Raw genomic sequence first — 15,593 nt, forward strand, 5'->3', positions numbered from 1 at the left:
GATATGATAATTCAACCTAATTCTATTTTGGTAATTATTGATGGCTACTCTACTGGCAGTTATTTAATAGATAAATTAACGAGCCTGCAAATTTCTTGTATTCATGTTATTACACCAAGCACCATAAATTCAGCTGCTTCTGATCATTTTAATTGCCCCACTAATAATCCTAATTATCTAGAGGAAATACTATGGGATGGTGATTTCAATAAGTTACTTAATTACTTTAAAAAATGGCATATTTTAAACATTGTATGTTGTATAGATGGCGACGGTATAGAGCTTAGGGAAAAGCTTGCGTTTGCGTTAAATCTTCCACACAATGAAATAAATCATCTTAATGCAAGATTAGATAAATTTTACATGGCTGAGTGTTTATATCAGACAAAATTACCTTGTTTAAGACAGATTTTGTTTTCCTCCTTAGATGAAGCTATCACAGGCCTTGATAAAGTTGGCGGTTTTCCAGTTGTTATTAAGCCACGTAATAGTAGTGATAGTAATGGCTTTCATGTTTGCCATAATCTTTTACAACTAAAAAATGCTTGTAAGGATTTATTAGGTAAAAAAAATTTGCTAGGCTTCGTTAATAAGGCGTTGTTATTACAAGAATTTTTAGTAGGAAAAGAATATGCATTAAATGCGGTTAGTTATAAAGGTAAGCACTATTTTACAGATATGTGGTTTTACGATAATGATTTTACTGAAGAAGGTTTTCGCATTTGTCATTCCTGTACGCTTGAAAAAAAAATTAATCCTTCCCTTATGAACTATGTCTCCTCCTGTTTGGATGCACTAGGAATTTATTTTGGCGCCACACACACTGAGCTTATGCTAACAGCAAAAGGCCCTATTATGATTGAGTCAGCTGCAAGGTTAATGGGCGGCCTACCTAATAATATTTTAGAAGAAGCACTCACCCTAACACAGCTTGATGCGCTGGTTGTTGCTCTACTATATCCAGACCAATTGCACACAACTCTTTATAGAACAAAAGCGCATAGCAAAATTGTAAACATCATCTTTAGTAAACCAACTGGTATAATTAGAGATATTTGTTTATGGAATTGGGTAGTAGAACTTCCCTCATATCGACATCATAATATTTTCGTCAAAAAAGGGGAGGAAGTACGTAAGACTAGCGCAGGCGCAGCATGCTTAGCGCGTATTTATTTAGTAAATTGCGATCCAGAACAATTAAAAAAAGACACTGAATTTATCTGGGCTCAGCAAAATAATTTTTTTGTTACAAGTTGATTATTATGGTTAATAAAGTAATCTCTGAAAAACTTATTAAAGCTTGGATTAAACTATTAGGAAAAGAAAACATCCTTATAGATGAAGAAAAGCTCATCTCTTATAGGGTTTCTTGCTTAAGAAGCCCTCATACTAACCTCGTCTGTACTTTATTACCTAGTAGTGTAAAATCTTTAAGTGCATGTTTAAAATTAGCTAATAAATACCGAATACCTGTGCATCCAATAAGCCGGGGCAAAAATTATGGCTATGGCTCCTTAGGGCCTTATCAAGGGCCATCCGTAGTTATGGATCTTAGGTATTTAAATCAAGTTATTGAATGTAACAAACACTTTGGTTATGTCCTCGTTGAACCCGGTGTAACATTTAAACAGCTTTATCACTATATTGCTAAACATGCTCCAAATTATAAACTTTCTGCTTTCGGCGGAAGTTCTGAAGCGAGTTTAGTAGGAAATGCCTTAGAGCGAGGAGTAGGGAAAGGCGTACAGGGGAATCGTGAAGCATCTTCAGAAATCGTAGAAGTAGTGCTTAGTAATGGTGATACTGTCTCGATTAAGGATTATTTAGCTTGTTCTGATAAAACTGCCCTACTCCAACATTCAACTACTGGCATGAACTTATCTCCCCTTTTCTTTCAATCTAATTTAGGGATTGTAACTAAGATGGTTATTTGGTTAGAGCCAATTCCTGAGTATATGCATATCATTACTTTTTCAGTAGCCAGAGAAAAGCAACTTAAGTGCTTGCTTTTAACGTTAAAGGATTTAACCAAAAAAAATCTCCTAACGCCCGTTTATTCATTTTATAATGATATTCGATTAATAATAAGCTCAGGCTCCCGTCTTTTAGATTATCAACAATCTTCGTTTAAGGAAATTAGAAAAAATATTGTACTTGATTTAAAAAAGAAGTACGGTCGTGAAATAGGTGCATGGAATTCATCTTTCTCAGTTTCATCTTCGTGTCTAGAAGAAGGTGAGCTTAAAGTAAGACTCATAAAAGAGAAATTCAGGAAGTTAACTAAATTTTTAATTGTTGATGTCATTACTAAAAAAGAAGCAAAAAAACTAATTAAAATGTCGCTTGAAAACGAGCATTGCGTTAAAGAATCGGATTTTAAGTTTTTATTTAACTTAGGCTATACCAATGATTATGATCAGCAATCTTTATATTGGCGCATGCCTAGATCTATAAAAAAGAATACAACCCCATCGGAAGACGGCTGCGGATTGCTTTGGTTTGTACCTAAGCTACCATTCTATGTACCTGAAATTATTAATTTTTTTGAGATTTTAAAAAAAATCGCGCTCCAATATCAGCGCAAACTTCCTATTACTTTTCAATTTAAAACAGCACACCTCGTGTATGCAATTATTCCTATTACCTTTAATCAACATGACAAACAGTCAGTTTTAGAGGCTTATGAATATTATAATACTTTATTAGATATGGCTTGCAATCAAGGTTATTTGCCCTATCGTATACCTAATATATCGATGGAAAGGTTTTTTTCTACCGATACGCCAGGCTTAAGCTTAAGAAATAAAATTAAGTATGCTTTTGATCCTAAGGGAATTATTGCGCCAGGCCATTATAATAAATCTGATGATTTTTAATGATTATTTTTCAAATATATACAAAATTCTTTCAACACCAGTGTCTGTTTTATAGTGTATAAATTTCATACTTTTAAATTTAGCAATTTGTGAATATTCTTTTAATTGAGCTGCTGATGGCATGTAATAGTAGTATAAGATTTTGCTATTTTTTTCTTCAATTACGTTATGATGCTCACCTTGCTCAACCATCTTAAGATTGTTTTTTTTTGGCGCATCTTGAGCGTTAGCGCTTGTTTCTAAAATTAAATGCCCTCTTTTATTTAAAATAGAAGCTAACTTTGAGAAAATTTGTAACTGTTCTTGTTTATTAAACTCAGCTATACCCGCCCACATCCAAAGAATCAAGTCTACTTTAAAAGGTAAATTTTGATCTCTTAAATCACCTTGAATAAACGTAACCTGCTCGCCAAACTTTTTTTTTAAATGAGCAAGAAATTGCTTACTTCGCTCAGCGACATAAAGTTGCTTATTTAAACGCTTCTTAATCAAGTAATCTAATATTCGTCCCCAACCTGTTCCTACATCTAAAATTGAATTAGCTTTATCTATAAAATCATCTATTAGTTTAACATCACAACAATTGTATAAACCTATTTCTTTGGAGGTTTGTTCAAAAAAAGCTATTGGTAGCTTCTCAAATAAGTCTTTATTTTTATTATTATTCCAAAATTTTGAATTTGCCATTTCCTTTTTGTCTTACTATTTTGCTATTTGTTTTATAATTACTATAATTGTTAGTATAGTTTATTTATGACAAATTTTTGAAGCTATTTCTCGCGTTCATACTTTATAAAAGTTAAGTAAAGGGAAATTTACAATAGCTGGAGAAATTAATATATGCCAGCACGCTTTATCTATCCGACTGTTAATGATTTGGTTGAATTAAATATTAAAAATTATCCTACCCATCTAGCTCTTCAGGATAAAAATTGCTTGCTTGATTATCAAGAAATGGGAGAAATGATACTCAAAGCGAGCTCCTTTCTTATAGATTCTGGCATAAAGAAAGGCGATGTAATAGGCTTAGTTTCTAAAAATAACTGTACCTTTCCTATTTTACTGTTAGCTATTTTTAAGGTCGGTGGTATTTTGCTTTCCATTGACAGTAATTTGCCTGTAGAAAGAAAAAAAATAATGCTACGTGAAGCAAAAGTCCGGGTGCTTCTAAGTGAGAAAATTTCTTTAATTGATCCAAAAATCAAAGAAAAAAGAAAAATTTTAATATGGCCAAATAAACTGGCCAAATTTAAAGAATCTAAAAATAAATGCCCTATCATAAACCAGCAAGATCCTGCTTATATTTTTTTTACTTCAGGTTCCACTGGAAAGCCGAAAGGGGTAGTAGGATCACATCAAAGTTTAAGTCACTTTTTATTATGGCAAGCTACTACATTTGCCATTGATCCCAGTGACAGGTGCGCACAACTAACTCGTTTATCTTTTGATGTTGTACTTCGCTCTATTTTAGTACCCTTAATTAGGGGAGCAGCCTTAATTTTTCCTTCACACCCACATCTAGCAAGTCTAGAAACATTACACTGGTTAACGCTTGAAAAGATTACATTCTTTAATTCAGTTCCAACGCTAGTTAAAAATTGGCTTTATGATTTGGAAACTAAGTTAGCAATACCGAGTCTTCGCTATATATTTTTTGCTGGAGAAAAATTAGAAAGCAGGCTAATACTTCGATTTAGACGTTTTATTCAAAGTCCTGTATGTTTGGTAAATTTATATGGCCCCACAGAAACTGTTTTAGCCAAATGCTTTTATGTCATCCCTAAAAAATTACAGTTTACGGGTGTACAGCCTATAGGCAAACCTCTACCTGATACAAAAATAACGATAGTTAATGCACAGGGGGAACTGTGTTTACCCTTAGAGAAAGGGGAAATTGTTATTCAAACGCCCTATCGCAGCCTTGGATATATACACGAAAAGAGTACGCTTGCTAGAAAAGGAGATTTCTATCAGAAACTTGGTACTAGGCCATATTTCACAGGTGACATAGGTTTTTATGATGAAAATGGTTTGATTCAAATTAAAGGTCGAATTGATGATCAGTTTAAAATAAATGGAGTAAGAATTGAGCCTGGTGAAATTGAATTTGCACTAGAAGAACATCCTGCCATTAAGCAAGCAGCTATATATTTAGAAGAAAGCCCTACAGAAGAAATTGTCGCTTGTTTAATTCCAGATAAAAAGAAACCATTTAATTTAACAAAGGAGAAGCTAATAGCTTTCTTATCTACTCATCTTCCGGAAGAAATGTTACCTAAAAAATTTAAAATTATTTCTCAAATACCGCTTACCAGCAGTGGCAAACTTAAACGCAAACACTTGCCACTCTTACCCTTTAAGTTGATACCTCAAGCCCATTCAGATATCAAACTAACGGGCATTAAAAAAAGTACTTTACTTAGTTCTATTTTACAAAAAGTTCTAAATGTAAAGAGTCTAACATTACATGACTCTTTTTTTGACTTCGGGCTTGATTCGTTAAAAGCAGCACGCATTATCTATCAACTTAATAATAAACTTCATTGGAATTTGAAGGTAAGTGATCTTTATAAGCACCGTTCTTTATCTAGTTTAGAAGATTACCTACTTAAACGTAAATGCAGCAAAAAAGATGAAAAACATTTGGCTAGTATTTCTTTTAATGAAAAAAGGATGCCCCTATCAGTTCAGCAGCAGCAATTTATATTTTATCAATCAGTTTACCCCCAATCCCCAGCTTATCATGTTAGTTATTGTTATCAATTCAAAACCAATATTGATTTTCAAAAAGTAGAAAAAACATTACAATATCTAATAGAAGCCCATCCTATATTAACTATATCAATTGATTTAAACAAAAATCAATTCAGACAAAAGACTAACCTTAATCTACACTTAAATTTAATTGAAATTAATTTACGTAAAGAATCAGCCTATTTAAATCTACAAAAATTTATTAATAAACCTTTTGATCTTAGTAAAGCGCCGCTCTTTAGAGTTCTAGTTCTTAAGAAAGCAAGAAAAACGTTTTTGTTGTTTGTTATGCATCATGTATTAATAGATGGTATTTCAACAGCTTTATTCATGACTAAATTTAAAGAATATTATGGGCTGTTGAATCACAATTTAAAACCTAAAGTTCGTCAAAGAGATAATCATTTTTTTCAATTCATTTGCACAAAAAAGAAAAAACTGCAAGAAAAAAGCGAGATAAACTGGTGGAAAAAAGAACTTACGGGATTTCATTTCTTAGAATTAGTACATGACTACCCTAAAACAAAGGCAACAAAAGAAACGCTTAATAATGGTGAGATAGCCTACTATAGTCTAAACAAAAAAATAAAACACAATATTAGTCATTTTAGTAAGCAACATCTGATAACAGAATTTAGTATTTTATTAGCTGTCTTTGGCATTTTATTATCACGCTATACGCGACAAGAAGATATTTTAATAGGAGTACCTTTTCACAACCGAGTGTCTCAAACAAGCGATTCTATAGGTTGTTATGTAAATACTTTGCCCATACGATTTCTATATGATCAGAAAAAATCATTCATTAAAATTTGCCAAGAATTGCACTTAAAGCTCGCTAATATTGCAGAATATCAATCAGTTTCTTTACCTGCCTTAGTTAGTGAGCTTAATTTGTCAGGCCATTTAGAAAATAATCCTTTTTTTGAAGTTTTTTTTTCATATGAACCCACTTCATTAGATAGTTTAAATTTAGATGGTAATGAAGGAAAACGTTATAGAATAAAAGATACTACAGCGAAATTTGAATTAAGTGTCATTGTCTATCCTACCCACGATCAAAAATTATTACTAGAAATTGAATTTAACCGATATCTCTTCAATAAGAAAACCATTGATGATTTTGTTAAGCATTATCTAACTCTTTTAAATAAATTAATTTATGCACCTTTTAAAACCGCTTCTCAACTGTCATTTTACAAAACTAAAATTAAGCAAAATGACCAAGTGACACAGATTAGTTATCCATATAACCAAGATATTATAAGTTTAATTGAGAGAGCCGTCATGAAGAGACCTTATCAATTGGCCATTGAGGATATGAATGGCCAATTAAATTATCGCACTTTATGGCTTCATACTCAGCTACTTGCAAAAGATATAAGACAAAAAGTGCCCGCCGGTGCAATTATTGGCGTACTTATCCCCCGCAGTCAAAATTGGATTATTGCCTTCTTAGCTACGCTATCTGCAAATTGTATCTACCTTCCTTTGGATCCTAAATTACCAGCCCAACGAATAGGTATAATCTTAGAAGATGCAAAACCAAAATGCCTTATTTATGACAATTCACTTCATTTAGAAAAATTAAAAAACTTAAAAGTTCATAAAGGTGTTGTTTCTATTTATTTGCAGCGAAACCATATAGATGGTACTCAATTTTTTGATCAAAGACAGCCAAATGATCTTAATCTTCCTGCTTATCTTCTTTATACTTCAGGTACGACAGGTAAACCAAAAGGCGTTTTGCAAACCGGTAGAACATTACTTAATTTATTTTATGCACAATTTGATGAGCTTTTGCAGCAAAAAGGCTTGCATGTTACGCAAATGGCTTCATCTTCCTTTGACGTAAGTCTACAAGAAATTACTTTTACTCTCGCTAGCGGTGGTTTATTATATATTGTTCCCGATGACTATAAACTTCAACTTGATCAATTATGGCAATTCATAATTAATAAAAAAATTAATGTTGTTTTTTTACCACCAGCACTTCTACAATTATTAGCTGAATTCTCAGATAGATACTTCACATCTCACCTCCGCTACTTCATTACAGCAGGAGAATCATTAGTTATTACACCAGTGATTAGAACATTAATGCTTAAGTTAACTAACAGCCGTATAATTAATCAATTTGGTCCAACAGAAACTCATGTCGCCTCAAGTTATCTATTATCAGGTAGCCCCAGTGAATGGCCTGAATATCCTTCAATCGGCCGACCAATACCGAATATCCAATTTGCTGTGCTCGATCCTTATTTAAACTTTCTACCATCAGGCGTTATGGGCGAGCTTTATATTGGTGGCGATGGTTTAGCTTTAGGGTATCAACAAGCAAAACTAACCAAAGAGCGATTTGTTAATCTTAAAGTAGGAAAAAAATTGAAAAGATTTTATAAAACGGGCGATTTAGTTATTCAAAAGCAGGATGAACTGTTTTATTTTAATGGCCGCCTAGACAATCAACTTAATATTCATGGTTTTCGAGTTGAGCCTGCTGAAATTGAATATCAATTGTCTTTATACCCAGGCATCATACGCTGTTTAGTTATTTCTAAAGAAAACGATGGAAACATTAAATTAATTGCTTATTATAAAACAGAAAATAATCAAAGCTTATCTGAGACTGTTTTAAGTGATTTTCTCGCTAAAACATTACCCGACTACATGATACCAACATATTTTCTTTATATTGAGCATTTTCCGGTTAATATTAATGGGAAAATTGATAAAGGTAAGTTACCTTTACCCAAAAAAGTAGACAAGATTATAGCAATTGAAAATATTACTCCTCGCCAACAAGAAATTCTTAGCATTTGTCGACAAATCTTTAAATCCTTCTCGGGGTCTATCGAAGATAATTTATTACGGATGGGTTTTGATTCTTTAAAAATGGCAAGCCTTATTGCTACACTTAATCGGCGATATTCAGTACAGATTCCATTTAAAGTTGCTTTTGAACACCCCTATATCTGCGAATTAGGAAAGTATATTGATAATTTATCAACCAGCGTGAAAACACCAATAATTGGCAAAAAATACCATAAACAAACCTTTTTCATGATGAGTTTACAACAACAACGCATTTGGAATGATATTAAACGTGGTCAAAATCCAGTTGCGAATAATTTATCTTTAGCTTTATCTATACAGGGTGAAATAAATGAGAAAGCTATATACTTAGCAATTAATTCTTTACTAAAAGAGCATGATATTTTTTATACCTATTTAAAATTTGTTGAACAAGAGCCAGTTCTATATATTAATAGTAAAGTTATGTCATCTTGTATCTTATGCGATTACTCACAACGGTTATTAACAGAAGAGGAATTGTTAATATTATTAGATGATAAAATCCATGAAAGTTTTTATCCATTTAGTGATGGGTTATACCGAGCCTATTTAAATAAAATTACCTCCCAATATTACATTTTTCTACTAGTTATTCATCATCTAGTTTTTGACGGAACTTCCATGCAGTTATTAATTAAGGAATTTAGCCAACGTTATCTTTTTTTCTGCGAAAAAACTACTGAAAACTTACCGAACAACAAATTCTTTCCTTATCAAAGATTCTGCCAATATCAAATTCATCAAATTAATATGTTGTTGCATGATAATATTAATTATTTCAAAAAATCTTTAACTGGTATAAAAAGCCTAATTTCCTATCCACTAAATTCGTCTAAATTATCGTTGTATGAAAATACAAAAAGCCACCAGCTTTTTGAGATTAAAGATGCTTTATTAACAAAGCTAAAAAAATTAGCACATAAATATAGTATGACCTTATTTACATTTTTTACTCATGCCTATGGCCTTCTTGTAATGAATGAAACACAAAAAAAACATGTTATTATAGGAACGACTGTTAATGGTCGAATAAATTCAGATTTTGCAAACACATTAGGTCTTTTCTCTCAAAGGACAATTCTTTCTCTAAATAAACCTAATTTAAGCTTAGACTCCCTTAAGAAAACAACAGAGAGTATATTTGAATGTTTGCAATATCAACATTTATCTCTATATGACTATCCTAATTTTGAAGCTTTATTAGGAGATAAAAATATCGCTACACCACAATTTAATATTGTATTTCAAAATTTTTCAAAATTATCCTTAAATATAGATAATTTAAAAATTAAAATAGTTGATTTACCTAATCGATTTTACTCTCTCGATACGACAGATATTACCTGTGTTTTAAATGAAGAAGAAAATATTATCCATGGTGAAATAGTTTACCAAAGTAAATCATTTTCTTATGGGTGGGTTGAAAGTTTTATAAAAGATTTTATAGATCATTTAAAAAGTATTCTTAACTGTTAATTCTAAATTAAAGTTAATTTATAATCGGGGCATTTTGTTAGAAAAGCTAGTACAGCGATGTATAATGATGCAAAATAAAATTTCATTAAGTCTTTGATTTTAATTTATTTTTGTTCCTTACTGTACATGGCAATACATTACATATATAAGTATCACAGCCCTCATAATGCTGAGATTGGTAGTTCGAGTCTACCCATAACCACCATTAAATCAAGCCATTATGCCTTTATCCCTGCCTTCCTCTATTATAAAGTACACATAGAGTACAAATATTTGATTATTAAAAATTAATTGGATCTTCTTAAATTAGAAGCACTTTAATTGACTATATAAAATTTTCATTCCGTATGTTGGGCCATTCGGCCCAACAAGCACTTATTAATTCAAAAGGTTTTCTATAACTTAAAACCCAATAGAATAGAAAAAATCCGATATTGGTAATAAATGAGCTATATATTACTTTAGAGTAAGTGTTGGGCCGAGTGATCCAACCTACACGCGCTGTATAGTGGCGCATATTTGAAATTTTTTATCAAATATGGTTAAATATTGCACGTTTGTAACTCTGGCGTAATATAAAATGCAGCAACGTACAGAAAATATATCATCTACAAATATAGCCAAGCCTTATGAGTCAGGCACGTCAAAAAATCACCCACCTGTAAAGCAAGAAACTCAAAAATCTTTTAATGTTAATTTTGTCAGTGGCTTAGTGACAGGTTCTGCGTGTGCTGGGTTATTTAACCCATGGGATAGAGCATTGTACTTGTCCATAAAAGAAAATAGACCCTTTTTATCCAAAGAAAATTTTACTGCACCTTATCAGGGCTTTTCTCAAGCTTTGATTCAGCGAGCTTTTCTAGGAGGCATCTATTACATTGCCCAAAGTCAACTAAACCAAAGTTTGTATCCTTATTTACGAAAACAATTAGAAATAAGCGAACCTGTCGCTCAATTTGCTGTGGGAGCTGTTGCTGGAAGTACTAGCGCCTGCTTAACAAATAGTATTTCTGCTGTTAAATTCCATACCTGGGGTCAGACAAATCGATCATTTTTTTCAAGCGCTCGTGAAATGGCTACTGCGGGTGGCCTTAAACCTTTTGTTAAAGGCACGGGCGCTACAATGGCTCGTGATATTGCTTTTGGTGGGACGTATGAAATGATACGTAAAATGCTCTATGATGGTCTTTCAACAGAAAATGGCACAACAAATTCAAAAGATAATTCACAGTTAAAATTTCTATGCAATATGGCATCTGCAGGTGCTGCGACCGTTATTTCTGGGCCATTTAATTTCGCCCGAAATATGCAGTACGCAACACCACCTCATCAAAAACCACCGTCGACATTTGCAGTATTGCGCTCTCTATGGAATGAAGCTAAAACATATGAAACACCTTTAAATAAAGCGCGATTTTTTCAGAATCGTATGAGAGTAGGCTGGGGTACAGCTAGAGTTGCCGTAGGAATGACTGTTGGGCAGACATTTTTTGATTATATGACTGATAAGCTTAATGAATTTCGGCCTTCAGAACCTAGCAAAAAGCTTTCCATATAGACTTTCTGGATGGATCATTTGCAAATTCATTTGTTAGTCCAATAGGTGTTGATTCAGGAAAAGTCAATTTTCGGCGTGTAGTTGAATTCATGAAGTTTATGAGACTTAAGTAAGCCTAAAAATTCTAAATTAAAGGTTCTTTTATAGCATCTTCAGGCTTATTAATTTCTGGGCCTGCAGGGTGCATATAGGGTGCATATAGGGTGCATTTTAGTTAGAAAAGCTAGTACAGCAAAGTATAGTGATGCAAGATAAAATTTTATTAATCATTTGATTTTAATTATTTTTTGTCCCTTACAATGCATGGGAATACATTATCCCTATAAGCCTCACAGCCCTCATAATGCCGAGGTCGGCAGTTCGAGTCTACCCATAGCCACCATTTGATCAATCACTTCCACTTCTTTCTTCCCCTTCTTCTATTTATATAGAGTGCGAATTGAATATTTCCCTACTAAAAATGAATAGACTTTTGTAAATCGGGAAATACATTAATTAAGCACATAAGACTTCTTCCCTGTAGTTTGGACCACACGGCACAACAAAATTTATTAATTCCACACCAATTCTATAAACTTAAAACTCTATCTATTAAACGAAGGAATCTAGTAAGTACCTAGGGGAATTATGAAGGTTCTAAGGCAGTATAAGGTATGAATCGAAGTGAATATTGGGCTAAGGGCCCAACCTATGCTTCTAACTTGCTAAATATCCTCTCACTATCTAATATATAATTAGACAAAAAGGTCAATTATATGCCAAAAAAACTTAATTTATTACCCGTTAATGAAAATGAAGATGCAGCAGCTGATTTAGAAATTATTATTAAAATAAACAGGCTTATTAAAGAATATAATGAAAATAGCAATAACTTAATAAATACATCCATACTTAAAGAAATAATTGAATTTGCAGAAAAATATATTACATCTATTCCTATAGAGCAGCGATCAGCCATTTCAGATACAGAGGATCCTCGCTATTTGCTACTCTTATCTAAATTTCCTTATATAACTCAAATTATACAATTAGAAAAAAATGTTTTAGAGCTTTTGGAATTATCTAGATATGGCCAGACTATACCCAAAGCACAATGGAAACTGCTAAGTACTTTTTTTATTTCTGATCAAGCTAAATTTATTCGATTACCGGTTAAAAGATTAGAGGATGCATACTACCTTGAATTTAAATATGCCGGTGAGACGGAGAAGTCTGCATGGATCAACGAGCAAGAGCCATTTTATAACAATAGCCTATTAAGTTTAAAAGAAGTTTTAAAGATCATGTCTAAAATTATATATTTGGATGATATAATTCAGTATAAACTCCATTTTAAAAATGGACTCGTTTATAATAATAACGCTCTCTTATTTAGTACCGAACGCTCATTTGGTATGAATATCCAAGCTGGTTATTGTATCTTTGTGCTAGCTCCAGACTTACAGTTATATGCAAGTGATCCTAAAGAAACTTTAGATGTAAATTTTCACCACTCATCATTTTTGCGAGGTAGACCTGTTTTATGCGCAGGCGCTATTAAAGTTGAGCAAGGAAAGATTGTTGAAATAAATTTACTAAGTGGACATTATAAACCTAATCGAAACCAATTACTAAAATTTTTAAAATTACTAGAAGAGCAAGGTATCGATCTTTCTACTATCAGTGTAAGGGACCATCCTGATGGCTCGATACAAAATGCTGAATATTATTTAAAGCATAAGGGATTTCTACCTGGTGAGCGATTTTATAAAGCTGCAATGGAAGCGAAACGTGTTTTTCATCAATCGAGATATCAAGAATGTCTTGATGGTGCAATTAACCTAGGCCACATAGAAGCAAAATTCGCTAAAGCAGATGGATTGATAAAAGGCGTGTTATATTCAAAGGACTTTTCAAAAGGAGTTTTTCTTTTATTAGAGTTCCTATCTGATAAAAACATAACTGATAGAGCTAAAGTAATTTTAAATGATTTAGATCCATTAATTATATCTATTTATACAAATTATAATGACATTCATACAAATCATGAAAAAGTTAGTCAAATTCAACCTATTATTTCTAAAGTAAAAAAATTTGATACTTTACTTTTTCTTACCGATTTTTTTAAAAATGAAGGAAATCAGGATTTATTTGTAAATGTGCAAAAGCACGTATTACAGCTTATAGATAAAAAATTGGAAAAGAATAAAAAAATCAGTCTTCAGGATAATGCTATTATCGAAAAAATCTTAAAAGATTCACCCCAATTGGCTACTTATACGACTTATAAAGAACGAAGCCCAGAGCAATTTGAAAAAGAACAGCCAAAGGCAACTGGTGGTCGCCTTCAACCACGAAAATCACGGTTTTAATTTAACCAATCTATAATAGAAATAACTTAAGACGGGATAAAATAAATATATCAAAATATATTAAGTTAAAGATTCTTGCAATTTCAATCAGGGTGCATATAGAGTACAATTTCGTTGGAAAAGCTAGTACAGTAATGTATAGTGATGCAAGCTAGAATTTTATTAAGTTTTTGATTTTAATTGTCTTTTATTTATTGCTGTACATAGAAATACATTATCAATATCAGTATCACAGCCCTTATAATGCTGAGGTCGGTAGTACGAATCTACTCATAGCCACCATTAAATCAAGCACTTACGAAATGTTTTATACTTTAAATAATTTTTCTAGGGTGCATTGAATGAATAGCCATATACAAAACCTCAAAATATAAAATTTTTTGCCCCTTAAAAATGAAAAATTATATGTTGTAATAGAAAGATACCCAGTAAATAATTATCATGATTTACAAATTGACACGTTATTAAAGAATATAAAATTAGTTCAAGCTCTAAAAGAGCTAAGACATGATGTTTTCCCTTATCAACCAAAATCTTTCCCTAAAAGAATGAAAAATTTTTTTGATATTAAAGGCTCTGAAAAATGGATTATAAACCTAGACAGAGCTTTTCAAGACTTTTTTTGTGTTATTCATAAACATATTTTCAATTAATTGATAGATTTACCCGCCTTATGAAACAGCAAATCAAAGCTAGATTAACTAGGGTAAATCTATATCTTGAAACTAAAGATGCAGGATATGTTTGTCGTAAATGTGGTGTCTCTCGCCCTACATTGAGAAAGTGGTATAAGCGTTATTTAGAATCTGGTATTGATGGATTAAATGGTCAAAGCAAAAAGCCTCATTTGTCACCGACTAAAAAGTTAAATTCAGAGCTGATTAGAGTAATTCTTGAACTGTGTATCAGCCGTAATCTGGGCGCTAGGTGTATTCAGACTGAGTTGATTAGATTACATAATTGTTCACTTTCTTTAGCTAGCATCCATAAAGCATTAACTAGCAACCAAATATAACCAATAAAAAAACTTAAGCGGAAAAAGAAATTTAAGCGTTCTAGTCGTCCTATTCCTAGTGATGGTATCCAAATGGTATCTGCAAAATAGCACCAGGAATTTATCAATATACTGCTGTTGATGATTGTTCTCGTTGGCGTGTACTAGAGATTTACAAACGCCGTACAGCAAAAAGTACATTACTTTTTTTAGACTTGGTTCTTGAACACTTCCCTTTTCCAATACAGCGTATTCAACCCGATAGAGGATTAGAGTTTTTTTTGCCGAGAAAGTTCAGCTACAAATGATGGAATTAGGTATTAAATTTAGACTCAATAAACCAGCTTCCCCATTTAAACGGCAAAGTAGAACGATCGCAAAAACAGATCTTGAAGAATTTTATGCTATTACTGATTTATCTGACTTCGAAACACTGAGAGAAGAGTTAGTATAATGGCGGTTTTTCTATAACTGGCAGCTTCCTCATGGCTCATTAAAAGGAAAACTTCCCTTGTCTATCGTCGCTGAACTAAGTGAAATAACTCCTTTAAGTGAAGTGGTTAGTAATAACTATAAAATAGACAAGGAACGCATCCAAATAACCAATTATCATATAAATTTGATTATGAAAAAATTGAAAGGATCTCTATGAATGACACACTTTTTCTAATAGTTTATCCTCAGTTTCTTATAAAAAAATTCGTATCTTAATTACCAAAGTAAATTAA

General features: G+C 32.2%; 6 protein-coding genes and 1 pseudogene. 6 read left to right on the plus strand and 1 reads right to left on the minus strand.

Annotated features, from left to right (window positions below):
• Positions 1 to 3: 3 nt before the first annotated feature.
• Both E1P04_RS14990 and E1P04_RS14995 read left to right on the plus strand, forming a co-directional pair.
• Positions 4 to 1,257, plus strand: a complete 1,254-nt coding sequence (locus E1P04_RS14990) for an ATP-grasp domain-containing protein (RefSeq protein WP_131783705.1) — start codon at positions 4 to 6, stop codon at positions 1,255 to 1,257.
• Between the two features lie 5 nt (positions 1,258 to 1,262).
• On the plus strand, positions 1,263 to 2,876 hold the full coding sequence (locus E1P04_RS14995) for an FAD-binding oxidoreductase (protein ID WP_131783706.1): 1,614 nt from the start codon (positions 1,263 to 1,265) through the stop codon (positions 2,874 to 2,876).
• Between the two features lie 3 nt (positions 2,877 to 2,879).
• Here the strand turns inward: E1P04_RS14995 and E1P04_RS15000 are convergent, their stop codons facing one another.
• Complete coding sequence (locus E1P04_RS15000) at positions 2,880 to 3,563, minus strand: class I SAM-dependent methyltransferase (RefSeq protein ID WP_131783707.1); 684 nt, start codon at positions 3,561 to 3,563, stop codon at positions 2,880 to 2,882.
• A gap of 153 nt (positions 3,564 to 3,716) precedes the next feature.
• Here E1P04_RS15000 and E1P04_RS15005 point away from each other — a divergent pair, with 153 nt between their 5' ends.
• The 4 genes and pseudogenes from E1P04_RS15005 (at position 3,717) to E1P04_RS15025 (ending at position 15,517) form a co-directional block, all read left to right on the plus strand.
• Positions 3,717 to 9,962: an AMP-binding protein gene (locus E1P04_RS15005; RefSeq protein WP_131783708.1), complete on the plus strand. Its 6,246-nt coding sequence runs from the start codon at positions 3,717 to 3,719 to the stop codon at positions 9,960 to 9,962.
• A gap of 580 nt (positions 9,963 to 10,542) precedes the next feature.
• Positions 10,543 to 11,520, plus strand: coding sequence for an MC/SLC25 family protein (locus E1P04_RS15010; protein WP_131783709.1), 978 nt, complete (start codon positions 10,543 to 10,545; stop codon positions 11,518 to 11,520).
• Positions 11,521 to 12,275: 755 nt separating this feature from the next.
• Complete coding sequence (locus E1P04_RS15020) at positions 12,276 to 13,871, plus strand: hypothetical protein (RefSeq protein ID WP_131783710.1); 1,596 nt, start codon at positions 12,276 to 12,278, stop codon at positions 13,869 to 13,871.
• Between the two features lie 673 nt (positions 13,872 to 14,544).
• Positions 14,545 to 15,517 (plus strand): annotated as a pseudogene (locus tag E1P04_RS15025) (integrase core domain-containing protein).
• Positions 15,518 to 15,593 lie beyond the last annotated feature (76 nt).

The sequence above is a fragment of the Legionella gresilensis genome, from assembly GCF_900639865.1.
In the GTDB taxonomy this organism is placed as follows: domain Bacteria; phylum Pseudomonadota; class Gammaproteobacteria; order Legionellales; family Legionellaceae; genus Legionella_C; species Legionella_C gresilensis.